Origin of the sequence: Streptomyces sp. PA03-6a (genome assembly GCF_033792765.1) — a bacterium.
In the GTDB taxonomy this organism is placed as follows: Bacteria; Actinomycetota; Actinomycetes; order Streptomycetales; family Streptomycetaceae; genus Actinacidiphila.
Genome location: NZ_JARAVK010000024.1, coordinates 1 through 25033 on the forward strand (window position 1 = coordinate 1; position 25033 = coordinate 25033).

Annotated in this window: 23 protein-coding genes; 5 read left to right on the forward strand and 18 right to left on the reverse strand. The window is 72.5% G+C overall.

The genetic code is table 11. The annotated features are described in order from the left end of the window. Positions 1-117 precede the first annotated feature (117 nt). Positions 118-690 (reverse strand): bifunctional pyr operon transcriptional regulator/uracil phosphoribosyltransferase PyrR, encoded by a 573-nt coding sequence (pyrR, locus tag PV350_RS08700; protein ID WP_499510772.1) that lies wholly within the window; start codon positions 688-690, stop codon positions 118-120. A gap of 298 nt (positions 691-988) precedes the next feature. On the opposite strand from pyrR, the gene bldD reads away from it, so the two are divergent. Beyond that, complete coding sequence (bldD, locus tag PV350_RS08705; RefSeq protein WP_018564185.1) at positions 989-1489, forward strand: transcriptional regulator BldD; 501 nt, start codon at positions 989-991, stop codon at positions 1487-1489. Positions 1490-1676: 187 nt separating this feature from the next. Here bldD and nusB read toward each other — a convergent pair whose 3' ends face one another. The 13 genes from nusB to PV350_RS08770 all read right to left on the reverse strand — a co-directional run bounded on the left by nusB (position 1677) and on the right by PV350_RS08770 (position 14460). After that, positions 1677-2105, reverse strand: a complete 429-nt coding sequence (gene nusB / locus PV350_RS08710) for a transcription antitermination factor NusB (protein ID WP_499510773.1) — start codon at positions 2103-2105, stop codon at positions 1677-1679. 2 nt (positions 2106-2107) lie between these two features. Continuing rightward, complete coding sequence (efp, locus tag PV350_RS08715; protein WP_499510774.1) at positions 2108-2674, reverse strand: elongation factor P; 567 nt, start codon at positions 2672-2674, stop codon at positions 2108-2110. A 54-nt stretch (positions 2675-2728) separates the two neighbouring features. After that, a complete protein-coding gene (locus PV350_RS08720) occupies positions 2729-3838 on the reverse strand; it encodes a M24 family metallopeptidase (protein WP_499510775.1) in 1110 nt (369 codons plus the stop codon). 68 nt (positions 3839-3906) lie between these two features. Continuing rightward, positions 3907-4656 carry an AAA family ATPase gene (locus PV350_RS08725; RefSeq protein WP_499510776.1) on the reverse strand — a complete coding sequence of 250 codons (750 nt, stop codon included), beginning with the start codon at positions 4654-4656 and terminating at the stop codon, positions 3907-3909. A gap of 135 nt (positions 4657-4791) precedes the next feature. Then, positions 4792-5895 carry a 3-dehydroquinate synthase gene (gene aroB / locus PV350_RS08730; protein ID WP_499510777.1) on the reverse strand — a complete coding sequence of 368 codons (1104 nt, stop codon included), beginning with the start codon at positions 5893-5895 and terminating at the stop codon, positions 4792-4794. Beyond that, positions 5892-6407, reverse strand: coding sequence for a shikimate kinase (locus PV350_RS08735; RefSeq protein WP_499510778.1), 516 nt, complete (start codon positions 6405-6407; stop codon positions 5892-5894). The genes aroB and PV350_RS08735 overlap by 4 nt, the downstream gene beginning before the upstream one ends. After that, positions 6404-7588: a chorismate synthase gene (gene aroC, locus PV350_RS08740; RefSeq protein WP_499510779.1), complete on the reverse strand. Its 1185-nt coding sequence runs from the start codon at positions 7586-7588 to the stop codon at positions 6404-6406. Before aroC ends, PV350_RS08735 begins: the two co-directional genes overlap by 4 nt. 141 nt (positions 7589-7729) lie before the next feature. Further along, positions 7730-8563 (reverse strand): shikimate dehydrogenase, encoded by an 834-nt coding sequence (locus tag PV350_RS08745; protein ID WP_500333304.1) that lies wholly within the window; start codon positions 8561-8563, stop codon positions 7730-7732. Positions 8564-8766: 203 nt separating this feature from the next. Then, positions 8767-10464 carry an endolytic transglycosylase MltG gene (gene mltG / locus PV350_RS08750; protein WP_500333305.1) on the reverse strand — a complete coding sequence of 566 codons (1698 nt, stop codon included), beginning with the start codon at positions 10462-10464 and terminating at the stop codon, positions 8767-8769. A 135-nt stretch (positions 10465-10599) separates the two neighbouring features. Next, positions 10600-11064 (reverse strand): Holliday junction resolvase RuvX, encoded by a 465-nt coding sequence (ruvX, locus tag PV350_RS08755; protein WP_499510782.1) that lies wholly within the window; start codon positions 11062-11064, stop codon positions 10600-10602. Between the two features lie 8 nt (positions 11065-11072). After that, positions 11073-13742: an alanine--tRNA ligase gene (gene alaS, locus PV350_RS08760; protein ID WP_499510783.1), complete on the reverse strand. Its 2670-nt coding sequence runs from the start codon at positions 13740-13742 to the stop codon at positions 11073-11075. Beyond that, on the reverse strand, positions 13742-14032 hold the full coding sequence (locus PV350_RS08765; protein WP_499510784.1) for a DUF6167 family protein: 291 nt from the start codon (positions 14030-14032) through the stop codon (positions 13742-13744). The genes alaS and PV350_RS08765 overlap by 1 nt, the downstream gene beginning before the upstream one ends. 5 nt (positions 14033-14037) lie before the next feature. After that, positions 14038-14460, reverse strand: coding sequence for a DUF948 domain-containing protein (locus PV350_RS08770; protein WP_499510785.1), 423 nt, complete (start codon positions 14458-14460; stop codon positions 14038-14040). Between the two features lie 172 nt (positions 14461-14632). On the opposite strand from PV350_RS08770, the gene PV350_RS08775 reads away from it, so the two are divergent. Beyond that, complete coding sequence (locus tag PV350_RS08775) at positions 14633-16780, forward strand: ATP-binding protein (protein WP_500333306.1); 2148 nt, start codon at positions 14633-14635, stop codon at positions 16778-16780. Between the two features lie 108 nt (positions 16781-16888). Here PV350_RS08775 and rpsD read toward each other — a convergent pair whose 3' ends face one another. Further along, a complete protein-coding gene (rpsD, locus tag PV350_RS08780; RefSeq protein ID WP_018564200.1) occupies positions 16889-17500 on the reverse strand; it encodes a 30S ribosomal protein S4 in 612 nt (203 codons plus the stop codon). Between the two features lie 199 nt (positions 17501-17699). Here rpsD and PV350_RS08785 point away from each other — a divergent pair, with 199 nt between their 5' ends. Then, complete coding sequence (locus PV350_RS08785; RefSeq protein ID WP_500333315.1) at positions 17700-18419, forward strand: DUF2470 domain-containing protein; 720 nt, start codon at positions 17700-17702, stop codon at positions 18417-18419. A 22-nt stretch (positions 18420-18441) separates the two neighbouring features. On the opposite strand, the gene PV350_RS08790 is transcribed toward PV350_RS08785, so the two are convergent. Further along, positions 18442-19791 carry a replication-associated recombination protein A gene (locus PV350_RS08790; RefSeq protein ID WP_499510787.1) on the reverse strand — a complete coding sequence of 450 codons (1350 nt, stop codon included), beginning with the start codon at positions 19789-19791 and terminating at the stop codon, positions 18442-18444. A gap of 44 nt (positions 19792-19835) precedes the next feature. After that, complete coding sequence (locus PV350_RS08795) at positions 19836-20480, reverse strand: vitamin K epoxide reductase family protein (RefSeq protein WP_499510788.1); 645 nt, start codon at positions 20478-20480, stop codon at positions 19836-19838. 281 nt (positions 20481-20761) lie between these two features. On the opposite strand from PV350_RS08795, the gene PV350_RS08800 reads away from it, so the two are divergent. Next, positions 20762-21571: an SAM-dependent methyltransferase gene (locus PV350_RS08800; RefSeq protein ID WP_499510789.1), complete on the forward strand. Its 810-nt coding sequence runs from the start codon at positions 20762-20764 to the stop codon at positions 21569-21571. Then, the gene (locus PV350_RS08805) at positions 21568-23673 is read left to right on the forward strand and encodes a putative bifunctional diguanylate cyclase/phosphodiesterase (RefSeq protein ID WP_499510790.1); all 2106 of its coding nucleotides are present in this window, start codon (positions 21568-21570) and stop codon (positions 23671-23673) included. Before PV350_RS08800 ends, PV350_RS08805 begins: the two co-directional genes overlap by 4 nt. Before the next feature lie 94 nt (positions 23674-23767). On the opposite strand, the gene hisS is transcribed toward PV350_RS08805, so the two are convergent. Then, entirely contained in the window at positions 23768-25030 is a 1263-nt protein-coding gene (hisS, locus tag PV350_RS08810; protein WP_499510791.1) for a histidine--tRNA ligase, read from the reverse strand. Positions 25031-25033: the final 3 nt, after the last annotated feature.

Genomic DNA, 25033 nt, shown 5'->3' on the forward strand with positions numbered 1-25033 from the left:
CTTTTTTTGTGGGGGTGTGAATTTTTTTTAAGGGACCGGTCCCGGCCGGGCTTAGCGACGGCCTCCCGGGCGAAGAGGACCCGGGGGCCCGCCCCGGGATCCGGGGCGGGCCCGCGGCTACTCGTCCGCCGGGGAGCCGTCGCGTACGCCGAGCAGGACGCAGTCGCGCCCGTCCTCCTCGGTCAGGTGGACCTTGACGGTCTCGCGCAGCGAGGTGGGGATGTTCTTGCCGACGTAGTCGGCCCTGATGGGCAGCTCGCGGTGGCCGCGGTCGACCAGGACGGCCAGCTGCACGGCGCGGGGGCGGCCGATGTCGCCCAGCGCGTCGAGGGCGGCGCGGATCGTGCGGCCGGAGAAGAGCACGTCGTCGACGAGGACGACCAGCCGGCCGTCCACCCCGTCGGCCGGGATCTCGGTGCGGGCGAGCGCGCGCGCCGGGCCGAGCCGCAGGTCGTCGCGGTACATGGTGATGTCGAGCGAGCCGACCGGGATTTTGCCGCCGGTGATGCCGTCGAGCTTGTCGGCGAGCCTGCGGGCCAGATGGACGCCGCGGGTGGGGATGCCGAGGAGAACCACGTCGTCCGCGCCCTTGGCACGTTCGACGATCTCGTGCGCGATGCGGGTCAGCACCCGCGCGATGTCCGGGGCCTCGAGGACGGGCCGGACCGGATCGGAACCGATGACGGTCATGGAAAGGGGACCTCCTTCCCCGCCTCACTGGACGGGCCTTAAAGGACGCCAAAACGTACGCGTCAACCGTATCAGGCACCCTGGCGTGCTCCCTGGCGGGGCCTGGCGGCCGCCTGGCGCGGCTCTCGGGGCGGGTCCGCCACCCGTACCACGATCGACTGCGGATCCCGGCCGAAAGGCCGGTGACCGGCCATTCCTCGCTCTTCCGGGGGACCGGTGTGGACCATTCGGCTTGACGGATTCCAATTACGCTGCGTAACCTCACAGTGAGTTACTGAGTTTCCGTCCGGGGAGCCATATGTCCAGCGATTACGCCAAGCAGCTCGGAGCGAAGCTCCGCGCCATCCGCACACAGCAGGGACTCTCCCTCCACGGTGTCGAGGAGAAGTCCCAGGGCCGCTGGAAGGCCGTGGTGGTCGGTTCCTACGAGCGCGGCGACCGCGCCGTGACCGTGCAGCGCCTCGCCGAGCTCGCCGACTTCTACGGCGTTCCGGTCCAGGAGCTGCTGCCCGGTTCCGCGCCCGGCGGTGCCGCCGAGCCGCCGCCGAAGCTCGTCCTCGACCTCGAGCGACTGAGCCAGGTGCCGTCCGACAAGGCCGGTCCGCTGCAGCGCTACGCCGCGACCATCCAGAGCCAGCGCGGCGACTACAACGGCAAGGTGCTGTCGATCCGCCAGGACGACCTGCGCACCCTCGCCGTCATCTACGACCAGTCGCCCTCGGTCCTGACCGAGCAGCTGATCAGCTGGGGCGTCCTCGACGCGGACGCACGGCGCGCGGTGCAGCACGAGGAGGGCTGACGCCCTCGGGAAGCAGAAACGTCCCGCCCCTTGGGCGCGGCCGCCAGGCCGCGTCCGAGGGGCGGGAGAGGTTGCGCCCTCCGCCGCTCTCCCCGCCGCCCGCCCCGGCACGGCGCGCCGTGCGCCGGCCGAACACGCCACGGGCCCGGAACGGCGGCGTTCCGGGCCCGGTGGGCGGTGTCGGGGGCTAGTCCTCCCGGAGGCTGGGCTTCAGCTCCTTGAGACGGGCCAGCAGGCCGTTCACGAACGAGGGCGACTCCTCGGTGGAGAACTCCTTGGCCAGCTGCACGGCCTCGTCCAGGACGACGGCGTCGGGGACGTCGTCCTCCCAGATCAGCTCGTAGGCGCCGAGCCGCAGGATGTTCCGGTCGGTCACCGGCATCCGGTCGAGGGTCCAGCCCACGGCGTGCTTCGACAGCAGTTCGTCGATGCGCCTCGCCCGTTCGGCGTAGCCCTCGATGAGCTGCATCGTGTATTCGCTGACCGGCGGCTGCCGGTCGTCGGTCCGGGCGAGCCTGATCCAGTCCGCCATGGCGGTCTTGGGGCTGACACCCCGCTGCTCCGCCTCGAAGAGGATCTGGAAGGCGCGCTTGCGGGCCTTGTTACGAGCAGCCACGGTTAGCTGGTCACCCGGCCGAGGTACTCACCCGAGCGGGTGTCGACCTTGATCTTCTCACCGGTGGTGATGAAGAGCGGGACGCCGATCTCGTAGCCGGTCTCCAGCTTGGCGGGCTTGGTGCCGCCGGTGGAGCGGTCGCCCTGGACGCCGGGCTCGGTGTACTCGATGACCAGCTCGACGGCGGCCGGGAGCTCGATGTAGAGCGGGGAACCCTCGTACATGGCGACGACGGCCTCGAAGCCCTCCAGGAGGAAGTGGGCGGCGTCGCCGACGACCTCGGGGGTGATGTAGATCTGGTCGTACGTGTCCATGTCCATGAACACGAAGCTCTCGCCGTCCTTGTAGGAGAACTGCATCCCGCGCTTGTCGACGTTGGCCGTCTCGACCTTCACGCCGGCGTTGAAGGTCTTGTCGACGACCTTTCCGGAGAGCACGTTCTTGAGCTTCGTACGGACGAAGGCGGGGCCCTTGCCGGGCTTGACGTGCTGGAACTCGACGACGGACCAGAGCTGGCCGCCGTCGAGCTTGAGCACGAGGCCGTTCTTGAGGTCGTTCGTGGTGGCCACGGTTGCGGAATCTCCTGCACTGCTGCTTCGGGGACCCGGAGCCGCGGCCGCCCTCTACAGGGCGAGCAGCTCCTTGGTCGTGATGGTGAGTAGCTCGGGCCCGCCGTCCGTCGGTGGACGCACGACGAGTGTGTCGTCGATGCGGACACCGCCACGGCCCGGGATGTGGACTCCCGGTTCGACGGTGACCGGCACGCAAGCGTCCAGTTTACCCATGGCCGAGGGGGACAACCGCGGGTCCTCGCCGATCTCCAGTCCGACGCCATGTCCGGTGGACTCCCCCAGGGCCTCGCCGTGGCCCCCGGACTCCAGTACGTGGCGTGCGGCGTGGTCCACGTCGCGGCAGGCGGCGCCGGGTGCGAGGGCCTCGCGGCCGGCCCGCTGGGCCGCGAAGACCAGGTCGTACAGCTCGATCTGCCAGTCCGCGGGCGAGGTGCCGATGACGAAGGTGCGCCCCACCTCACAGCGGTAGCCGCGGTAGCAGGCGCCCAGGCACACGGTGAGGAAGTCGCCCTCCTCGACCCGCCGGTCGGTGGGCAGGTGGCGTGCCGCACCCGAATGGGGGCCGGTGCCCACGCAGGTGGGGAAGGCCGGGCCGTCGGCCCCGTGGTCGATGAGGCGGCGCTCCAGCTCCAGGGCGAGGTGGCGTTCGGTGCGGCCCACCAGGATCGACTCCAGGAGCTCGCTGAGCGCCTGGTCGGCGATCTCGGCGGCGATCCGCAGCGCGGAGATCTCCTGCTCGTCCTTGACCAGGCGGAGCTGCTCCACGGCCGAGCCGAGGTCGGACAGGCGCACGCCCGGCGCGGCGCTGCCGACGGCGCGGTGCCGCGCGACGGTGAGGTGGTGCTCCTCGACCGCCAGGGCCTCCGCCTTGCGGTCCGCGGCCAGCGCGGCGGCGGTGACCGCCGGGTCGCCTTCGGGGCCGGACAGGACGACGGCCCGCACGTCGTCCGGGAGCCGGCCCTCGGCCAGGTCGCCGGACGGGTGACGGTGGTGGACCAGCACGTCCTCGGGACCCGGCCCCACGAGCAGCACGGTCCCCGGCGGGGCGCAGCCCGTCAGGTAGCGGACGTTGGCGGGACGCGAGACGAGCGCCGCCGCCGATCCGGCCGCCGCGCAGCGGTCCCGGAGACGTTCCCTGCGGGCAGCGTGCACCTCGGACATGTGGCGAGCGTACGTCGCGGGCCGCCGGTCGGCCTGTCGAGAGCCGCCGGGCGGTGACTACCAGGCGGCTACCAGGCGGGCGGGCCCTGGAGGCTGCGGGTGACGACGCCGTCGAGCGCGGCGGCGGCCGCAGCGACGTCCAGGTGGGAGTTGTCGATGATGGGCAGGCCCGAGCCGTACCAGCCGGCCATGCGGCCGTGGATGCGGGCGACCTCCTCGTCCGACAGGCGCCGGTTGCCGCTGCGCTGGGCGTTGCGGGCCAGCACGACGTCGAGGCCGGGGAGGAGCACGACGGGCAGCAGACCGGGCCCCACGTGCCGCTTCCAGCCGCCGAGGCCGACGACCGGGCGGTCGGGGAAGACCGCGTCGTCGATGATGCAGGAGATGCCGTTCGCCAGGAAGTTGCGGGCCGCGAAGCCGCAGGTGCGGCGGGCGAGGCGGTACTGCGCCTCGGAGTGGTCGTTCCAGCCGGACTGCGGGTCGGCGAAGCCGGAGCGGACCCACTCGCGGACGTCGTCCAGGCTGATGTGGGCGGTCGGTACGCCCCGGTGGTCGGCCCAGTGCCGGGCGATGGTCGTCTTGCCCGCGCCGGCCGCGCCGATCAGCAGGACCGCGACGGGGCCGTGCGTGGAGCCCGTGAACGGCGCGCCGCCGCCGGCCGCGGGCTGCGGGGGCGGCTGGACCGGGTGCTGGACGGGGGCTCCCTGGGCCATCGGGAAGTGGCCGGTGGTGCCCGGGGGCTGCGGCGGCGGCCCTGGCTGCCCGGCCTGCTGCCCACCGTGCGGCGGTGGCAGCGGCGCACCCACGGCATGCTGCATCGACGCCACTCCGTCCGTACAAGAGCTTTCAGGTTCGACCGAACGGTACCGTCAACGGCCGCAGTTGTGTGAACGGCCGGGCAGCCCACGGGGTGCCCGGCCGTTCGGGATCCGCCGTCCCGTGCGTGTGCGGGCCTACTTGGAGATCTCCGCGTAGGCGGCGAGGAGCACCCCGGGGTCGGGGGCCTCCAGGACGGTCGGCTTGGCGAGGCCGTCCAGCACGATGAAGCGCAGCCGGTCGGCGCGCGACTTCTTGTCCACCTTCATCGTCTCCAGCAGCCGCGGCCACTGGTCGCCGCGGTAGGTCAGCGGCAGGCCGACGGACTCCAGCACGGAGCGGTGGCGGTCGGCGGTGGCGTCGTCCAGACGGCCGGCCAGGCGGCCGAGTTCGGCGGCGAACACCATGCCGATGGAGACGGCCGCGCCGTGCCGCCAGTTGTAGCGCTCGTTCTTCTCGATGGCGTGGCCGAGGGTGTGGCCGTAGTTGAGGATCTCGCGCAGGCCCGACTCCTTGAGGTCCGCGGAGACCACCACGGCCTTGACGCGGATGGCACGCTCGAGGAGCTCGGCGGTGTGCGGGCCGTCGGGGCCGCGGGCGGCGGCCGGGTCCTGCTCGATCAGGTCCAGGATCACGGGGTCGGCGATGAAGCCGGCCTTGATGATCTCGGCGAGGCCGCTGACGTAGTCGTTGACCGGCAGCGACTCCAGCGCCGCGAGGTCGCACAGCACCCCGGCGGGCGGGTGGAAGGCGCCGACGAGGTTCTTGCCCTCGGCGGTGTTGATGCCGGTCTTGCCGCCGACCGCGGCGTCCACCATCCCGAGCACGGTGGTCGGCACCGCGACCCAGCGGACCCCGCGCAGCCACGTCGCCGCGACGAACCCGGCGAGGTCGGTGGTGGCACCGCCGCCGACGCCGACGATGACATCCGTACGGGTGAATCCCGACTGCCCGAGCGCCCGCCAGCAGTACGCCGCGACCTCGGTGGTCTTGGCCTCCTCGGCGTTGGGCACCTGGATGGCGACGGCCTCGTAGCCCTGCTCCGCCAGGTCCTCGCGCAGCGCCTGGCCGGTGGCCTCCAGGGCCTCGGGGTGGATGACGGCGACCCGCACCGCCTTGTCGCCGATCAGGCCCGGCAGCTCGCCGAGCAGCTGCCGGCCGACCAGCACCTCGTACGGCTCGGTGCCCGCACTGCCCCCGACCTGGATGCGGATGGGGGCGTGGGCGGCGTGCTCCGTCATGCGTTCTTCAGCTCCAGTGCGTCCAGGACGGCGTCCGCGACGTCCTCGGGGGTCCGGCCCTCCGTGCTGACCACGGCGCGGGCGACCTCGGTGTACAGCGGGCGGCGGGCCTCCATCAGCTCGCGCCACTGCCGCCGCGGGTTGACGGCGAGCAGGGGGCGGGCGGTGTCGAGGCCGACGCGCTTGACCGCTTCGGCGACGTCCATGTCGAGGAAGACCACGGGCAGCCCGGCGAGCAGCTTGCGGGTCTCCTCGTCGAGGATCGAGCCGCCGCCGAGCGCGAGCACGCCCTGGTGCTCGGCGAGCGCGACGCGGACGGCCCCGGCCTCCAGCGCGCGGAAGTGCTCCTCGCCGTCCTCGACGAAGATGTCCGCGATCGGCCGGCCCTCGGCCTCGACGATGTCGGCGTCGGTGTCGCGGCAGGTCGTGCCCAGCCGCAGGGCGAGCAGCTCGCCGACGGTGCTCTTGCCGACCCCCATCGGGCCGACCAGGACGACGACCGGGCCGCTCATCGGATCACCAGGTTGTCGAGGTAGCCGCGCACGTTGCGGCGGGTCTCGGTGACGCTGTCGCCGCCGAACTTCTCCGCGACCGCGTCGGCCAGGACCAGGGCGACCATCGCCTCGGCGACGATGCCCGCGGCCGGGACGGCGCAGACGTCGGAACGCTGGTGGTGGGCCTGGGTGGCCTCGCCGGTGGTCACGTCCACGGTGGCCAGGGCACGCGGCACGGTGGCGATGGGCTTCATCGCGGCCCGCACCCGCAGCAGCTCGCCGGTGCTCAGGCCGCCCTCGGTGCCGCCGGAACGGCCCGTGGAGCGGCGGATGCCGTCCTGGGTGGCGACGATCTCGTCGTGCGCCTTGGAGCCGGGGACGCGGGCGAGCTCGAAGCCGTCGCCGACCTCGACGCCCTTGATGGCCTGGATGCCCATGAGGGCGGCGGCCAGCCGGGCGTCCAGCCGGCGGTCCCAGTGCACGTGACTGCCGAGGCCGACGGGCACGCCGTAGGCGAGCACCTCGACGACGCCGCCGAGCGTGTCGCCGTCCTTGTGGGCCTGGTCGATCTCGGCGACCATCCGCTTGCTCGCGTCGGCGTCCAGGCAGCGCACGGGGTCGGCGTCGAGCCTGTCGACGTCGGCGGGGGTGGGGTACACACCGTACGGGGCCTTGGCCGAGGCGAGCTCCACCACGTGGGAGACGATCTCGATGCCCGCCGTCTCCTTGAGGTAGGAGCGGGCCACGGCGCCGAGTGCGACTCGGGCCGCGGTCTCGCGGGCGGAGGCGCGCTCCAGGATCGGCCGGGCCTCGTCGAAGCCGTACTTCTGCATGCCGGCGAGGTCGGCGTGGCCGGGGCGGGGCCGGGTCAGCGGGGCGTTGCGGGCGAGCCCGCCGAGGACCTCGGGGTCGACCGGGTCGGCCGCCATGACCTGCTCCCACTTGGGCCACTCGGTGTTCCCCACCATGACCGCGACCGGGGAGCCCAGGGTGAGCCCGTGGCGCACGCCGCCGAGGAAGGTGACCTGGTCCTGCTCGAACTTCATCCGGGCACCGCGGCCGTAGCCGAGCCGCCGCCGGGCGAGGTGGTCCGCCACCATCTCGGTGGTGATCGGCACACCGGAGGGCAGACCCTCCAGCGTCGCGACGAGTGCGGGGCCGTGCGACTCCCCCGCGGTCAGCCAGCGCAACCTGCTCAACGGTGCTCGCTCCTTCATCATCGCCCGGACCGCGGCGAGGCGGACCGGACCATCCGTGCGTAAACCGATCCTTTCACGTCCCGCGGCGAAGGCGGGGCGCGGTCCGCTGGGCGGACAGCGGCGTGGACACCTGCGGACCGGTCAGGGGCGGTGCAGCGCCGCCTCGCCGGCCGCCCGCATGGCCGCCAGGGGGGCCGGCTTGCACCCGGTCATCAGCTCCACCTGCAGCACCGCCTGGTGCACCAGCAGGTCGAGTCCGCCGACGACGGCCCCGCCCCGCTCCGCCCAGGCCGACGCCAAGGTGGTGGGCCAGGGGTCGTACAGCACGTCGAAGAGCGTGCCGGGCCGCTCGGGCACGGCGGCGGCGAGCACGTCGGCGGTGCCGGCCGGCGTCGTGGAGATCACCAGGGGCGCGGTCAGGGCCTGCTCGGCGTCCTCCCAGGGGGCCGTCCGCACGGTCACGCCGAGCCGCTCGCCCCACTGCCGCATCTCGCCGGCGCGGGTGTCGCTGCGCACGTACGCGGTGACCTCGCCGTCGCAGATCTGCGCCAGCGCGGCCAGCGCGGACGACGCGGTGGCCCCGGCGCCGAGCACGGCGGCGGAGCCGACACGTCCGACGCCCCGCTCGTGCAGGGCCGCCACCATCCCGGGGATGTCGGTGTTGTCGCCCCGCCGGCGTCCGTCCTCGGTGAGCACCAGCGTGTTGACGGCCTCGACGGCCGAGGCGGTGTCGCTGACCTCGTCCAGCAGCGGGATGACCGCCCGCTTGAGCGGCATGGTCAGCGACAGCCCGGCCCAGCGTCCGCCGCCTGGCAGTTCGCCCAGCCGGGCCAGGAAGCCGGGCAGCGCGGCCTCGTCGACCTCGAAGCGGTCGTACGTCCAGTCGGCCAGCCCCAGTTCCGCGTAGGCGGCGCGGTGCAGCACCGGGGAGAGGGAGTGCGTGATCGGCGATCCGAGGACCGCTGCCCTAGGCACGCGCGGCCCCCCGCGGGCTCTTCGTCATGGGCTGGTCCCCTCGGCTGCGTGGTGTCCGTCGATCCCGGCCGCCCCCGTCCGGCCGGCGGAGGGGACGCCCGGTCGAGTCTAGGGCCTCAAGATCCGCCCGGTCCGGGCGGCGCTCGGGACGGCAGCGGGGCGCCGCGGGGGGGACGTTCCCCGCGCGGCGCCCCGGCGGCGGCTCAGCCGTTGTGCTTCTTGTCGAACTCCTTGGCCAGCTTGTCGTGCTCCGCGAGCGTCTCCGTGAACTTGGTCGTGTGCCCGTCGAGGGAGATGAAGTAGTACCACTTGCCCGGTTCGGGATCCATGGCCGCGGCCAGCGCCTTCGCGCCGGGGTTGCCGATCGGCCCCGGCGGGAGCCCCCGGTAGTAGTACGTGTTGTAGGCGTCGTCGTAGGTACGGAGCTCCTTGAGCGAGAGGTTGATCTCGCTCTGGTTCTTCAGGTAGTTGTACGTCGAGTCGAACTCGAGCTTGCCGTTGGTCTCGGTGTTGGTCGGCTTGAGGCGGTTGTAGACGACCCGCGACATCTTCCGGAAGTCCTCGTCCGACTTGCCCTCGGCCTGCACCAGGCTGGCCAGGGTGACGACCTGCAGCGGCGACTCCAGCCCCAGTTTCTCGGCCTTCGCCTCCACGTCGTACTTGGTGTACTGCTTCTTGGCGTTGGTGACCATGCTGCGCAGCAGGTCGGCGGCCTTGGTGTCCTTGCCGACGCTGTAGCGGCTCGGCCAGAGGAAGCCCTCCAGCGGATCCTTGATGTCCTTGTTGTCGTCGGCCCAGTCGGGCAGCCCGAGCTTGCCGACCTGGTCCTCGGCGACCTTGGCGGTGGCGCCCTTGTCGAGCCCCAGTTTGGCGTCGATGATCGCGTAGATCTGCACGTCGCGCAGGCCCTCGGCGATGACCAGGACGTTCTGCGACTTCGGGTCGAGCATCATCGTGACGGCGCTGGAGGCGGCCATCTCCTTGTGCAGGACGTAGACGCCCGCCTGGATGGAGTTGCCGTCGGGGTCCTTGCTGACGGCCGCGGTGAAGGCGTCGACGCTCTTGACCACGCCGGCCTTCTTGAGGATGTTGCCGATCTGGATGCCGCTCGCGCCCTGCGGTACCTCGACCTGGACCTCGCCGCTGCCCTGCCCGGCGAAGTCCGGGGGCGGGCCGAAGTTGCTCTGGTAGTAGCGGTAGCCGAACCAGCCGGCACCGGCGATGCCGCCGCCGAGGACGACCAGCACGACCAGGCACGCCATGCCGGAGCGGCGCTTCTTGCCGCCCTGCCCGGTCTTGCCGCCCCTGCCCGCGCGGCCGCGCCGGTCGTTGCGGCCCTGCTGCGGCTCGTCGTCCTCGTCGTCGTCCGCCCCGGAGAAGAAGGAGTGGTCGTCGGCTGCGCCCACCTCGTCGTCCCAGAGCGGGGCTTCCTGCTCGGCCGCCCGGGGGCGCTGCGGCCGCTGCGGTTGCTGCTGAGGCTGCGGCTGCTGTTGCGGAGGCTGCTGCTGGTACTGGGGCTGCTGCTCCGGGTACCGCTGGTCGGGCCGCTGCGGGGGCGGGTAGCCGCCCTGTCCGTAGTAGTCGGGCTGCTGCTGGCCGCCGTACCCGTCCTGGCCGTAGCCGGCCGGGGCGCCCCAGGAGTCGTACTGCTGCTGCGGGTCGTACGGGTACTGCTGCTGCTGACCGGTGTCGCCGTAGGGGTCCCAGCCGCCCTGCTGCGGGTACTGAGGGTGCTGCTGCTGGTTCTGCGGGTGCTGATGTTGCTGCTGGTACTGGGAATACTGCTGTTGCTGCTGGTGCTGGTGTTGCTGCGGGTGCTGCTGCTGTCCCCATTGGTCACCGAAGAGAGGGTCTTCGGGGTGCCATGCTTCGGAGCCCGGGCTCCGGCCATAGTCAGTCATCGATCCCCTACGGTTCGGTTCGCGAGGCGGCAGCCGGCCGGCGCTTGTGGCGCGGGCGGGAGGGTCCCGACCCGTCGGCACCCACGGATCGAACTGTGGAGCCGCCGTGCTGCGCGGAACGTTACCGTACCGCGATCAGATAAACGGTTCGACGCTCTCGCCCGGCTCTTTACCAGACACCCGTTCGGTCTCGAGGGCGCTCTGGAGGATGACCACGGCCGCCGCCTGGTCGACGACGGAACGTCCCTTCTTGGCCTTGACGCCCGATGCGCGCAGGCCCTGGGTGGCCGTGACGGTGGTCATCCGCTCGTCAACGAGGCGCACCGGAACAGGGGAGATGATCTTCGCCACATCCTGGGCGAACTCGCGGGCCTTGGCCGCGGCCGGCCCTTCCCGCCCGCTGAGCGAGCGGGGCAGGCCGACCAGGACCTCGATCGGCTCGTACTCCTCGATGATCTGCGCGATGCGACGGCGCGCGGCCGGGACGTCCCGGCCGGGCACCGTCTCGACGGGTGTGGCGATCAGCCCGTCGGGGTCGCACGAGGCGACCCCGATGCGGGCGTCCCCGACGTCGATCGCGATCCTGCGACCCCTGCGCATCGACGACCTCAGGCAGTCTCGGCGACGAGGCGCTGCACGGCGGCGATGGCCTCGCCGACCGCGTCCGCGTTCTGGCCGCCGCCCTGGGCGACGTCCGGCTTGCCGCCACCGCCGCCGCCGAGGGTCTTGGCGGCGGTGCGGACCAGCTCGCCGGCCTTCAGGCCGCGCTCACGGGCCGCCTCGTTGGTGGCGATGACGGTCAGCGGGCGGTCGCCCGCGACGGTGAACAGGGCCACGACGGCGGCGCGGCCTCCGCTGATCCGCTGGCGGACGTCGAGGACGAGCTTGCGCAGGTCGTCGGCGCCGGTGCCGTCCGGCACCTGGCCGGTGACCAGGGCCACACCCTTGACGTCCTGGGCGGAGGCGGCGAGCCCGGCGGCGGCCTGCAGGACCTTCTCGGCGCGGAAGCGCTCGATCTCCTTCTCCGCCTCCTTGAGCTTGGCGAGCATGCCGGAGATCTTCTCCGGGAGCTCCTCCGGACGGCCCTTGACCAGCTGCTGGAGCTGGGCCACGACCGTGTGCTCGCGGGCGAGGAAGTTGTACGCGTCCACGCCGACCAGGGCCTCGACCCGGCGCACGCCGGAGCCGATCGAGGACTCGCCGAGCAGCTTCACCAGGCCCAGCTGGGCGGTGTTGTGGACGTGCGTGCCGCCGCAGAGCTCCTTGGAGTAGTCGCCGATGGTCACGACGCGCACCCGCTCGCCGTACTTCTCGCCGAACTCGGCGATGGCGCCGGCCTTCTTGGCCTCGTCGATGCTCATGATCTCTGCGGTGACGTCGAGTTCGCGGGAGAGCACGGCGTTGATCTTCTGCTCGACGTCGGTCAGCACACTGCCCGGCACGGCGGCCGGCGAGCCGAAGTCGAAGCGGAAGCGGCCCGGGGAGTTCTCCGAACCGGCCTGGGCGGCGGTGGGGCCGAGCGCGTCGCGCAGCGCCTGGTGGGTGAGGTGGGTGGCGCTGTGGGCGCGGGCGATGGCGCGGCGGCGGCCGAGGTCGATCTTGCCGAACGCGGCGGAGCCGACGGTCACCTCGCCGACCTGGACGCTGCCCTTGTGCACGGTGACGCCGGGCACGGGCTGCTGCACGTCGCGCACCTCGATGACGGCGCCCGAGTCGGTGCGGATGCGGCCGGTGTCGGCGAGCTGGCCGCCGCCCTCGGCGTAGAAGGGGGTGCGGTCGAGGATGACCTCGACCTCGTCGCCCTCGTTGGCGGCCGCCGAGGGCACGCCGTCGACCAGCAGGCCGACGACACTGGCCTCGCCCTCGTTGTCGGTGTACCCGGTGAAGACGGTGCTCCCGGCCGTGTCGGCGATGGAGCGGTACGCCGACATGTCGACATGGCCGCTCTTCTTCACCAGGGCGTCGGCCTTGGCACGGTCCCGCTGCTCCTTCATCAGGCGGCGGAAGCCGTCCTCGTCCACCGACAGGCCCTGCTCGGCGGCCATTTCGAGGGTGAGGTCGATCGGGAAGCCCCAGGTGTCGTGGAGCAGGAAGGCCTTGTCGCCGGAGAGCACACCGGAACCGGCGGACTTGGCCTCGGTGACGGCGGTGTCCAGCACATTGGTGCCGGCCTTCAGCGTCTTGAGGAAGCGGGTCTCCTCGGCGAGGGCGACCGTCTCGATGCGCTTGCGGTCCTCGACGAGCTCCGGGTACTGCTGGCCCATCGTCTTGATGACGGTGTCGACGAGTTCGCCGACGACGGCGTCCGTGGCGCCGAGCAGCCGCATGTTGCGGATGGCGCGGCGCATGATGCGGCGCAGCACGTAGCCGCGGCCCTCGTTGCCGGGGGTGACGCCGTCGCCGATCAGCATGACGGAGGTGCGCATGTGGTCGGCGACCACGCGCAGCGAGACGTCGGAGTCGTGCGCGGCGCCGTAGGCGACGCCGGTGAGCTCGGTGGCCTTGTCGATGACCGCGCGCAGGGTGTCGGTCTCGTACATGTTCTGCACGTCCTGCAGGATCATGGCGAGACGCTCGAGACCGAGACCGGTGTCGATGTTCTGGGCAGGCAGGTCGCCGAGGATCGGGAACTCCTCCTTGCCGGTCCCCTCCCCGCGCTCGTACTGCATGAAGACCAGGTTCCAGATCTCCACGTACCGCTCGTCGTTGACGGCCGGGCCGCCCTCGACGCCGAACTCGGGGCCGCGGTCGTAGTTGATCTCGGAGCACGGGCCGCAGGGGCCGGGGACGCCCATGGACCAGAAGTTGTCCTTCATGCCCAGGCGCTGGATGCGCTCGGCAGGCACGCCCACGACCTCGCGCCAGATCTGCTCGGCCTCGTCGTCGTCCTTGTAGACGGTGATCCACAGCCGCTCGGGGTCGAGACCGTAACCGCCGTCCGCCACGGGAGAGGTGAGCAGCTCCCAGGCGAACTTGATGGCGCCTTCCTTGAAGTAGTCGCCGAAGGAGAAGTTGCCGCACATCTGGAAGAAGGTGCCGTGGCGGGTGGTCTTGCCGACCTCTTCGATGTCGGGCGTGCGGACGCACTTCTGCACGCTGGTGGCGCGCGGGAAGGGCGGCTTGACCTCACCCAGGAAGTAGGGCTTGAACGGGACCATGCCCGCGGGCACCAGAAGGAGCGTGGGGTCGTCGGCGATGAGCGACGCCGACGGCACGACCGTGTGCCCGCGCTCTTCGAAGAAACGCAGCCAGCGGCGGCGGATTTCTGCCGACTCCATCAGTGTTCGTCCTTCCGGTGGTGGTACGCGATCTCCGGCCGCTGGGCCGGCATGTCGAGGTCGGGGGCCGTACGGCCCAGTTGGTCGTTGAGCTGTTCCTCGCGCTCGGTCATCCCGGCGCGGACGTCCTGCGCGAAGGTGCGCAGTCGGTCCCCGGCCTCGAGGGCCTTGTCGGCCGCCTTCGCCGCGAGGCTCTCAGGGCTCAGGCTGCGGATCTTGCGATGGACCTTGTTGGTGGCCCACACCCCGGCGGCGGCACCGGCGGTGAACCAGAAGGCACGGCGGAACATGCAGGTCAGCCCCTTGACTTACGGCTGCGGGCGGACGGAAGCGTCCGGCCGACGACCACGGTGCGCTTCTTGCCGGCGCCCTTGGCCTGGAGGGTGACCGCGCGCCGCACGCCGTAGCCGAAGGCCGCGACCTTCACGAGGGGTCCTCCGAAGGTGGAGGCGACGGTCGTGGACAGGGCGGAGGCGTTCGCGGTCACCTCGGCGACGTCGGAGGTGATGGTGTCCACGCGGGCCAGCTGGGCGTGTGCGGAACGGACCGCCTCGGAGGCCTCGCCGAGCAGCGGCACGGCCTGGTCGGTCACCTCCGCGACGAGGCGGGTGGCCTGACGGAGCGCCTGCGCGAGCCGCACGAGTGCCACGGCGAGGAACGACACCAGGATCGCCCAGAAGACGGCCACGATGAGGCCGGCCACCTCTCCACCGGACACGCTGCCACTCCCTCGGATCCACCGCGCCAACCAGGTACCGATCAGATACCGACCTTATCGCGACGGGCAGCACGCTCCGTACCGCATTGCGGGCCGGCGCCGCCCGCCACCGGCCCGGGCGAGGGGGCCCGGACTGTACGTTCCGCTTATTTGACGATACCCTCCGTGACCCATGCGCCATGAGACGACGCCCGGCAACCTGCCGTGCGAGCTGAACCACTTCGTCGGCCGGCGGCGCGAGCTCGACGACGTGGCCCGCCTGCTGGAGCGGGCCCGGATGGTGACGGTGACCGGCGTGGGCGGGGTCGGCAAGACCCGGCTCGCGCTGCGCGCGGCGGCCGGGCTGCGCGCCGGGTTCGCCGACGGGGTCTGGCTGGCCGAGCTGGGGGCCGTACGGGATCCGGGGCTGGTGGACCTCGCCGTGGCGGACGCGCTCGGCCTCACCGACCACACCACGCGCGGTCCCCGGGCCGCGCTCGGTGCTTTCCTGGCCCGCCGCGAGCTGCTGCTCGTCCTGGACTGCTGCGAACCGCAGGTGGAGGCGGCGGCGGAGCTGGCCGAGGCGATGCTGCGGCGGGCACCGGGACTGCGGTTGCTGGCCACCAGCCGGCAGCCGCTGGGGGTGGCCGGCGAGCACATCGTGGCGCTGGAGCCGCTGGGCGACGCCGACGAGGCGGTGGAGCTGTTCGCCGACCGGGCGGCCGCGGTGCTGCCGGGCTTCACCGTGGACGCGGGCAACCGGGCCGAGGTGGAGGAGCTCTGCCGCCACCTGGACGGCATCCCGCTGGCGCTGGAACTGGCGGCGGGCCGCGTGCGGGCGCTGTCGGTGCGGCAGATCACCGGGCGGCTGGACGACCGCTTCCGGCTGCTCACCCGGCGCGGCGGCACGGGCGGTCCCGAACGGCACCGCGCGCTGCGCACCACGATCGGGTGGAGCCACGAGCTGTGCACCCCGCGCGAACGGCTGCTGTGGGCACGGCTGTCGGTGTTCGCAGGGGACTTCGACCTCGACGCGGCCGAGTACGTGTGCGCGGGCGGCGAGGTGACCGCCGACGCGATGGTGGACCTGCTGGCGGACCTGGTGGACAAGTCCGTGGTGCTGCGCCGCGAGGACGCGGGCGTGGTGCGCTACCTGCTGCTGGACACCGTGCGCGAGTACGGGCTGGGCTGGCTGCGCGAGCTGGGCGAGGAACGGCGGCTGCGGACCCGGCACCGCGACTGGTACCTGGGGTTCGCCACCTGGGGCGAGATGGAGTGGTTCGGCGCGCGGCAGGCGGAGATCTCGGCCGGCACCGAGCGGGAGATGGCCAACCTGCGGGCCGCGCTGGAGTTCTCCCTGGAGGTCCCCGAGGAGCTGCGGACCGGGCAGTACCTGGCGGCGAGCCTGTGGTTCTTCTGGGTCGGCTGCGGCCGGCTCGCCGAGGGCAGGTACTGGCTGGAGCGCGCGCTGGCGGCCGACCACGAGCCCACGGGTCAGCGCGCCAAGGCGCTGTGGGTGTGCGGTTACGTCTCGATCCTCCAGGGCGACGGCACCGCGGCGCTGGGCATGCTGTACGAGTGCCGGGAGCAGGCACTGGCCACCGGCGACGCGACGGCGGTGGCGTACGCGGTCCACCGCATGGGGTGCGGGGCGCTGCTCAGCGACGACCTGCCGCGCGCCAGGGCGCTGTTCGAGGAGGCGCTGGGGCACTACCGGACGCTGGGCGAGCTCAACAGCAACGTCATCATGGCCGAGGTCGAGCTGGCGATGGCGGTGGCCTTCGAGGGGGACCTGGAGGGCGGGATCGAGCTCTGCGAGCACATCCGCGAGGTCTGCGAGGACCACGGGGAGCGCTGGGCGCTGGCGTACGCGCTCTACACGCGGGCGGTCATCGCCTGCTGGCAGGACGACCCCGTGCTCGCCGCCGAGCTGGCGGCCGAGTGCGTGCGGATCAACCACGCCTTCCGCGACCTGGTGGGCATCGTGCTCGGCATCGAGCTGCTCGCGCTGCTGCGGGTCCCGGGGGACGCCCGGGAGGCGGCGGTGCTGCAGGGTGCGGCGGGCGGCATCTGGCGGCTCGTCGGGCTGCCGGTGTTCGGCTCGCGCCACTTCGGCATCCCCCACCAGCGCTGCGAGGAACTGGCCCGCGCCGAGCTGGGCCGGGTCGGCTACGAGGGGGCGTACGCCGAGGGGGGCGTCCTCGACCTCGACGCGGCCGTCGCCCGGGCCCTGACCGGGCTGCCCCCGACACGCACCGGCCCGCGTCCGCCCCGCGGTCCCGTGCCACCCGCCGATTCGCTGCCCGCGGGCGCGCCGCTCGGCCGGTCCGCCCAGGACTGACCGGGACCGACCGGGGCGGGCGGGGTCACCCCGGGCACGCGAAAGCCCCGGCGCCCCGCCGGAAGGGCGGGGCGCCGGGGCTGACGTGCGTGCCGGGTGGGGCAGGCGTCAGCGAGCGTAGTACTCGACGACGAGCTGCTCGTCGCAGATCACGGGGACCTCACGACGGTTCGGCAGACGGTCCAGGCGGAAGGCCAGCGCCTGCAGGTTGACCTGCAGGTACTTCGGGGTCTCGCCCTCGCCGGCCCAGCCGCCCTCACGGGCGACCTGGAACGGGGTCTTGGCGCGGGAGCGCTCGCGGACCATCACGACGTCGTCGGGGGTGACGCGGAACGACGGCTTGTCGACCTTGTGGCCGTTGACCTCGATGTGGCCGTGGACGACCATCTGGCGGGCCTGGTAGATCGTGCGGGCCAGGCCGGCGCGCAGGACGAGGGCGTCCAGGCGGCGCTCGAGCTCGACGATCAGGGCCTCGCCGGTCTTGCCGCTGACCTTGCGGGCGCGGTCGTAGGCACGGGCCATCTGGCGCTCGGAGATGTCGTACTGCGCGCGCAGCCGCTGCTTCTCCAGCAGTCGGACCTTGTAGTCACTGTTCTGCTTGCGGCCACGGCCGTGCTCGCCCGGCGGGTAGGGACGGGCCTCGAAGTACTTGACGGCCTTCGGCGTCAGGGCGATGCCGAGGGCACGCGACTTCTTGACCTTGGGACGCGACTGGTTCACGTTTCCCAGACCTCCATGTAAGTTAGGTAAGGCTTACCTTAGCGAAGGAGATCGTATGTCTCGCCCTGGGAACACCACGCGCATCACGGACGGAATGGACGCCACGCAGGGCGCCGCCGACGCCACGGCGGGCGCCGACTTGACGGGGGTCCGATCAGCTCATGGTCAGCCGCGTCCCAGCGGGCATGAAATCGCCCGACTGCCGTCAGCAGCCGAGCGCACACGAACTCTCGTACAGAGTACCGCCTCCGCCATCCTGGTGATTCCCGGCCTGGTGCCCGACCTCCCCGAGCTCATGGTCCCGGACGAGCGGATCGTGGGCACCGACGGCGACCTGTTCCTGCTGTTCCCCGCGGAATCGCCCGCCGTACGGGCCGCCACGCACGCCGAGGACGACGACCTCACGGCTGTGCTCGACATCACTGACGTCGCCCCGGTCGCGGTGCCCGGACGCATCCGCGGCCGCGCCTGGATCGCGGGCTGGCTCACCGTCGCGCGCGACCTGCCGGCCCCGGCCGGAAAAGTGCGGCTGCGGCTGGAGGTCGGCGAGGCCTCGCTGGACGACCTGTGGGGCGCGGAGCAGGTGGAGCCGGACGAGTTCGCCGCGGCCCGCCCCGACCCGCTGGTCGAGCACGAGGCGGAGCTGCTGCAGCACCTGGCGGCCGCCCACGCCGACCAGGTGGGCTGGCTGTGCGCGCTCGCCGGCGGCACCGGCGCCTGCCGCAGCACGCCGGCCACCGCGGTGCCGCTCGCCCTGGACCGCTTCGGGCTGCGGGTGCGCTTCACCGGCGAGGACGGCACCTTCGACGCCCGCTTCGAGTTCCTGGAGCCCGTACGGGGCCACGCCGACCTGCACCGGGCCATGCACGCGCTCTTCGACGCCGCGCAGGAGGCCGCGGCCGCACAGGAGGAGCACTGACCCGGCCCCACCGGGCGTGGCGCTACTCTCCCGCCAGCCGCTCCCTGACCCGTTCCAGGACGTCGGCGTAGCGGGCTTCCGCGCCGTAGCGCGTCGGCTCGTAGTAGCGCCGGCCGTGGATCTCGTCCGGCGCGTACTGCTGGGCGGCGATGGCACCGGGCAGATCGTGCGGGTACTGGTAGCCCTGGCCGTGCCCGAGTTTCGCGGCACCCTTGTAGTGGCTGTCGCGCAGGTGCGCGGGGACCGGGCCCGCCTTGCCCGCGCGTACGTCGGCGAGCGCGGCCCCGATGGCCGTCGTCGCCGCGTTGGACTTGGGGGCCAGGGCGAGCGCGATCGTGGCGTGGCTGAGGGTCAGCGCGGCCTCCGGGAAGCCGATCATCGCCACCGCCTGGGCCGCGGCGACCGCCGTGGGCAGCGCGGTCGGGTCGGCCAGGCCGATGTCCTCGCTCGCGGAGATCATCAGCCGGCGGGCGATGAACCGCGGGTCCTCCCCCGCCTCGATCATGCGGGCCAGGTAGTGCAGGGCGGCGTCCACGTCCGAGCCGCGGATGGACTTGATCAGGGCGCTGGCCACGTCGTAGTGCTGGTCGCCGTCGCGGTCGTACTTCACGGCGGCGCGGTCGACGGTCTCCTCGAGGGTGCTCAGGGAGATCTCCGGCTCGCCCTTCGCCAGGGCGGCGCCCGCGCCGGCCTCCAGGGCGGTCAGCGCGCGGCGGGCGTCCCCGCCGGCGATCCGCAGCAGGTGCTCCTCGGTGTCCTCGGGCAGGGCGACCGCGCCCTTCAGCCCGCGCTCGTCGGCGAGCGCCCGGCGCAGCAGGCCCCGCAGGTCGTCGTCGGTCAGCGGCTCCAGGGTGAGCAGCAGGGACCGGGACAGCAGCGGGGAGATGATCGAGAAGTACGGGTTCTCGGTGGTGGCGGCGATCAGGGTGACCCAGCGGTTCTCGACGGCGGGGAGCAGGGAGTCCTGCTGGGCCTTGCTGAACCGGTGGATCTCGTCCAGGAAGAGCACGGTGTCCCGCCCGTAGCCGCCGGACTCGCGCTTGGCGCTCTCGATGACCGCGCGGACCTCCTTGACGCCCGCGGTGATCGCCGACAGCTCGACGAAGCGCTTGTTGGTGGCGTGGCTGACGACGTAGGCGAGGGTCGTCTTGCCGATGCCCGGCGGACCCCAGAGGATCACCGACGACGGTCCCGCCGGTCCGCCGCCGCCCTCGCCGACCAGGCGCCGCAGCGGCGACCCGGGCCTGAGCAGATGGCCCTGCCCCACGACCTCGTCGAGGGTGCGCGGGCGCATCCGTACGGCCAGGGGGCTGCCTCCGGGCTCCCTCGACTGGCGTTCCTCTGCGGCGGCGGTGAACAGGTCGGGCTCCACGGCAAGGAAGCCTATGTCACGGCACCGACACCGCGGCCCCGCCGTCAGATCAGGGTGCTCCAGTACGTCCACCAGCGGGTCAGGATCGCCACCGCGATCGCGCCGTACCAGAGGACGGGGACGACCCAGTGGAACTCCAGCACCAGGTCCCGGACGCGGGCGGGCGCCGGGATGATCTCGTGCTTGAGGTTGTGGACGAGGGTGTACCAGAACAGCGCGATGGTGACGACCCACGCCAGCGAGCACCACAGGCACAGCGAGCCGATGTTGTACAGCGACTGGTACTGCAGCCATGTGACGAAGCCGACGCCGAAGAGCGTCCCGGCCTGCAGTCCGAGCCAGAACCAGCGACGGTAGCGGGCGCCGGCGAGCATTCCCACGGCGAGGGCGATGACGACCGGGTAGGCGACCATGCCGATCATCGGGTTGGGGAAGCCGAAGGCGTGCGCCTGCTCGCTCTTCATGATGTTGCCGCAGGAGATGATCGGGTTCAGGCTGCAGCCGGGGACGAAGTTCGGGTCCTCCAGCAGCTTGAACTTGTCGATCGTGATGACCCACGAGGCGAGCAGGCCGAGCGCACCGCAGACCACGAGCAGCCAGGTGAAGGCCCTGCCCGCGCCGACGAGCCCGTCCGTGGACTCCTCGCTCCCGCTGTCGGTGCGAGCCGTGTCAACCACCGTAGTCACCATGTCGCCGTTTCCGTGGGTCGGGGATGTGCCGCACTGCCCAACGCGTCGAACCTGCCGGAAGTGCCGGGTCCCATGGTGCCGTGTCACCCGCGCGAGCGACAACGGCCGGGCGTGAGGGCGGAATTCTGCTGCGCTTCGTGTGGCAGCCGTCGCGCCGTGTTAACAGCCGCCGCGCAGGTGCGATGACCCACACCCTCCGAAAATGCGCAGAAATGAGACATATAGGATTCTCAGAGGACCCGGAGATCCGAGGATCCACTTCGACGGGGAGAGGTGCCCCCATGCGTCGACCCGAGTGGGTGCCCGCAGGGACGGACGTCGAGACGCCGAACGCCGCCCGGGTCTACGACTACTACCTGGGCGGATCCCACAACTTCGAAGCCGACCGCGACATGGCGCGGCAGGCCATGGCGCTGTGGCCCGACCTGCCGGTGATCATGCGTGCCAACCGCGCCTTCCTGCGCCGCGCGGTCCAGCACCTCGCCGGCCTGGGCATCACCCGCTTCCTGGACATCGGCTCCGGGATCCCGACCTTCGGCGCCGTGCACGAGGTCGCGCGGGCCGTCCACCCGGAAGCACGCGTGGTGTACGTCGATCTGGACCCGATCGCGGTGGCCCACAGCCGCCTGCTGCTCCAGGACGACCCGCTGAGCGCCATGGTGATGGCCGACATGACCGACACCGGAGACCTGCTCTCCCGGCCCGAGGTCACCGCCCTGCTGGCACCCGGGGAACCGGTGGCGGTGCTGCTCGTTGCGATGCTCCACTTCGTCACCGACGCCGAGGACCCCGCCAAGATCGTGGGCGCGCTGCGCGACGCCGTACCGCCCGGCAGCCATCTGGTGCTCACCCACGCCTCCCGGGACAGCCGCCCCGAGCAGGCGGACTCGCTGGCGGAGCTGTACGCCCGGCGCACCACGACGCCGCTGGTCATGCGGACCAGGAAGGACGTGACGGCGTTCTTCGACGGCTGGGACCTCCTGCCACCGGGCCTGGTGTGGCTGCCCGAGTGGCGCCCGGACGACCCCGAGTCGGTGGGGCCGCATCCCGAGTGGATGTCGGGCCTGGCCGGTGTGGGGCGGCGGCCGTGAGCCAGTCGCCGTCCCCCCTCGCGGGACCCGCCCCGGACTTCGCGGACGCCTGGTCGCGCCTGCTGCGTTCCGGCCCGGGGCTCGCCCTGCCCCCGCTGACCCTGCACCGGGTGGCGGACACGACCGCGGAGCTGCTCGGGCGGGCGCTGGGCGACCCCACGTGCGACACCGCGCCGGCGGAACAGGCCGGCACGCTGCTGGTGGAGGCCCACTTCACCGACCCGGAGATCCTGGCGGCCGCCGTGGCGCTGCTGCAGATCCAGCCGGCCGCTCCGGACCGGGTACCGGCGGTGGCCGGCGCCTTCGCCTCCGGCTGGGCGGCGGCGCTGCGCGAGCGGACGCTGCGCGAGCAGGAGGCGATCCAGCGCGCCGCCTTCCGGGCCCGTGAGGACGCCGAGCGGGCCCGGCGCGCCTCTGAGGCCCGTTTCCGCGCCTTGTTCGAGCACGCCGCCATCGGCATCGGCATCGCGGACGTGGACGGCACGATCGTGCAGTTCAACCAGGCGCTCCGGGATCTGCTCGGGGCCCGCCCGGAGGACCTGCGGGGCCGCAGGGTCACCGAGCTGGTGCACCCCGAGGACGCCCCGGGGGTGTGGGAGGCGTACGACGACCTGGTCAACGGCCGCCGCGAGCGGTTCCAGTGCGACAAGCCGTACTACCGGCGCGACGGCGAGGTGGTGTGGACCCACCTGACCGTCTCGCTGATCCGCGACGAACACGGCGAGCCCCGCTACCAGGTGGCGATGGTCGAGGACATCACCGACCGGTACCGGCTGCAGGAGCGGCTGCGTCACCAGGCCACCCACGACCCGCTGACCGGGCTGCCCAACCGCACGGCGTTCTTCGAGCGGCTGGAGGGCCTCTTCGAGCAGCCGCAACCCGGCGCCCGCTTCGGCCTGTGCTACGTGGACCTCGACGGGTTCAAGGTCGTCAACGACAGCCTCGGTCACGGGACCGGGGACCAGTTGCTGACGGCCGTGGCCGAGCGGCTGGACGCCGCGCTCGCCCCGCTGGGGCACCTGGTGGCACGGCTGGGCGGGGACGAGTTCGTGGTGCTGCTGGAGGAGTGCCGCGGCGACCAGGAGGCGGTGGCGGTCGCCAAGCTCGTCCTGACCACGCTCGCGCGGCCCTTCCTCGTGGGCGACCAGCAGCTGACGATCGGCGCGAGCGTCGGGGTGCTGGCGCAGCGGATCGCCGCCACGACCCCGGGGGCGGCGGTGCGGGCGGCGGATCTGACGCTGTACCGCTCCAAGGAGGCCGGACGGGGCCGCTGGACGCTCTTCGACCCCCAGCACAACGCGCGCGCCGTGAGCCGGTACGCCATCTCCGTACGGCTGCCGGTGGCGCTGGACCGCGGGGAGTTCTTCATCGACTACCAGCCGCTGTGCTCGCTCGCCGACGGTTCCCTGGCGGCGGTGGAGGCGCTGGTGCGGTGGCGTCACCCGCAGTTCGGGGTGCTGGGGCCGGACGAGTTCGTGGGGACGGCGGAGGAGACCGGGCTGATCATGCCCCTGGGCCGGTGGATCCTCGAGCGCGCGGTCGGGCAGGCGGCCGCCTGGGTGCGGCGCTACGGGGAGGCGGCCCCGCAGATCAACGTCAACCTGGCGGTCCGTCAGATCCGCAACCCCGGCCTGGTGCACGACGTCACGTCGATCCTGGAGAGCACCGGGCTCGAACCCGGGCGCCTGGAGCTGGAGATCACCGAGAGCGCGGTGATCGGGCCCGAGGACGAGTCGCTGCGCGCCTTGCAGGCGATCGCCGACGCCGGGGTCTCGCTGGCCGTCGACGACTTCGGCACCGGCTGGTCGAACCTCGCCTACCTGAGGGACCTTCCGGTGTCCGGGCTGAAGATCGCCGGCGCGTTCGTCACCGACCCCCACCGCGCCGGGACGGACGACCCGGTCGGCTGGCGGATCGTCGGCGGGCTGGTGTCGCTGGCGCACGCGCTCGGCCTCACGGTCACGGCCGAGGGCGTGGAGAGTTCCCAGCACGCCCGGCGGCTGCGCTCACTGGGCTGCGACTGGGGCCAGGGCTGGTACTTCGGGCGGCCGATGCGGCCGGAGCGGATCGCCCGGTGGATCGAGCGGGGACGGCCGGAGTGACCCGCGGCCGGGAGGCCGGTGGCCGATGGCCGGTGCGCGCGCACGGCGCGGCCGGCCGGTGGGGACACCGGCCGGCCGCGTGACCGCCGGACGGTCAGGCGAGCCGCTCGCGCACGGCGGCGACGACGCCGTCGAGCGGCACCGCGCTCTGCTCGCCGCTCTCCAGGTCCTTCACCTGCACGACGCCCTCGGCGAGGTCGCGCTCGCCGGCGACGATCGCCAGGCGCGCTCCCGAACGGTTGGCGGACTTCATCGCGTTCTTCAGCCCCTTGCCGCCGAAGGCGAAGTCCGTGGCGACGCCCGCCCGGCGCAGCTCGGTGACCACCGCGAACAGCACCCGGCGCGCTTCCTCGCCCATCGGCACCGCGAACACCTGCGTGGCAGCGGGCAGTTCGAGCTCGATGCCCTCGGCCTCCAGGGCCAGCACCGTACGGTCCACGCCCAGCGCCCAGCCCACCGAGGGCAGCGCGGGGCCGCCGATCATCTCGGACAGGCCGTCGTAGCGGCCGCCGCCGCCGACCGCGGACTGCGAGCCGAGGCCGTCGTGCACGAACTCGAAGGTGGTGCGGGTGTAGTAGTCCAGACCGCGCACCAGCTTCGGGTCGTCCTCGTAGGCCACGCCCGCGGCCGTCAGCAGCTCGCGCACCTGCTCGTGGTAGGCCTTGCAGGCCTCGCACAGGTGGTCTCGCATCATCGGCGCCCCGACGAGCTGCTTCTGCACGCTGTCGCGCTTGTCGTCCAGGACGCGCAGCGGGTTGATCTCGATCCGCCGGCGGGTGTCCTCGTCGAGGTCGAGGCCGCGCAGGAAGTCCTGGAGGGCGGCCCGGTAGACCGGACGGCACTCGCGGTCGCCCAGCGAGTTGAGCAGCAGGCGGAAGTCACGCAGCCCCAGGGAGCGGTAGGCATCCACGGCCAGGATGATCAACTCGGCGTCCAGCGCCGGGTCCTCGGCGCCGATCGCCTCGGCGCCCACCTGGGAGAAGTGGCGGTAACGCCCGGCCTGCGGCCGCTCGTAGCGGTAGTACGAGCCGGAGTACCAGAGCTTGACCGGCAGGTTGCCGGCCTTGTGCAGGTTGGCCTCCAGCGCGGCGCGCAGCACGGAGGCGGTGCCCTCGGGGCGCAGGGCGAGGTTCGTGCCGCCCTTGGTGGTGAGGGTGTACATCTCCTTGGTCACGATGTCGGTGGACTCGCCGACGCCGCGGGAGAAGAGCTCGACCTGCTCGAAGCCGGGGGTCTCGACGTAGCCGTAGCCGGCCCGCCGCAGCGGCGCGGACAGCGCCTCGCGGACCGCCAGGAACACGGCGGAATCGGGCGGCAGGAGGTCATAGGTGCCCTTGGGGGCCTGGAAGGTGCTCACAGG

Coding starts and splice junctions, on each gene's coding strand:
- pyrR (WP_499510772.1), bottom strand. CDS start 690: ATGACCGTCATCGGTTCCGATCCGGTCCGGCCCGTCCTCGAGGCCCCG.
- bldD (WP_018564185.1), top strand. CDS start 989: ATGTCCAGCGATTACGCCAAGCAGCTCGGAGCGAAGCTCCGCGCCATC.
- PV350_RS08720 (WP_499510775.1), bottom strand. CDS start 3,838: ATGTCCGAGGTGCACGCTGCCCGCAGGGAACGTCTCCGGGACCGCTGC.
- PV350_RS08725 (WP_499510776.1), bottom strand. CDS start 4,656: ATGCAGCATGCCGTGGGTGCGCCGCTGCCACCGCCGCACGGTGGGCAG.
- aroB (WP_499510777.1), bottom strand. CDS start 5,895: ATGACGGAGCACGCCGCCCACGCCCCCATCCGCATCCAGGTCGGGGGC.
- PV350_RS08735 (WP_499510778.1), bottom strand. CDS start 6,407: ATGAGCGGCCCGGTCGTCGTCCTGGTCGGCCCGATGGGGGTCGGCAAG.
- mltG (WP_500333305.1), bottom strand. CDS start 10,464: ATGACTGACTATGGCCGGAGCCCGGGCTCCGAAGCATGGCACCCCGAA.
- ruvX (WP_499510782.1), bottom strand. CDS start 11,064: ATGCGCAGGGGTCGCAGGATCGCGATCGACGTCGGGGACGCCCGCATC.
- alaS (WP_499510783.1), bottom strand. CDS start 13,742: ATGGAGTCGGCAGAAATCCGCCGCCGCTGGCTGCGTTTCTTCGAAGAG.
- PV350_RS08765 (WP_499510784.1), bottom strand. CDS start 14,032: ATGTTCCGCCGTGCCTTCTGGTTCACCGCCGGTGCCGCCGCCGGGGTG.
- PV350_RS08775 (WP_500333306.1), top strand. CDS start 14,633: ATGCGCCATGAGACGACGCCCGGCAACCTGCCGTGCGAGCTGAACCAC.
- PV350_RS08795 (WP_499510788.1), bottom strand. CDS start 20,480: ATGGTGACTACGGTGGTTGACACGGCTCGCACCGACAGCGGGAGCGAG.
- PV350_RS08800 (WP_499510789.1), top strand. CDS start 20,762: ATGCGTCGACCCGAGTGGGTGCCCGCAGGGACGGACGTCGAGACGCCG.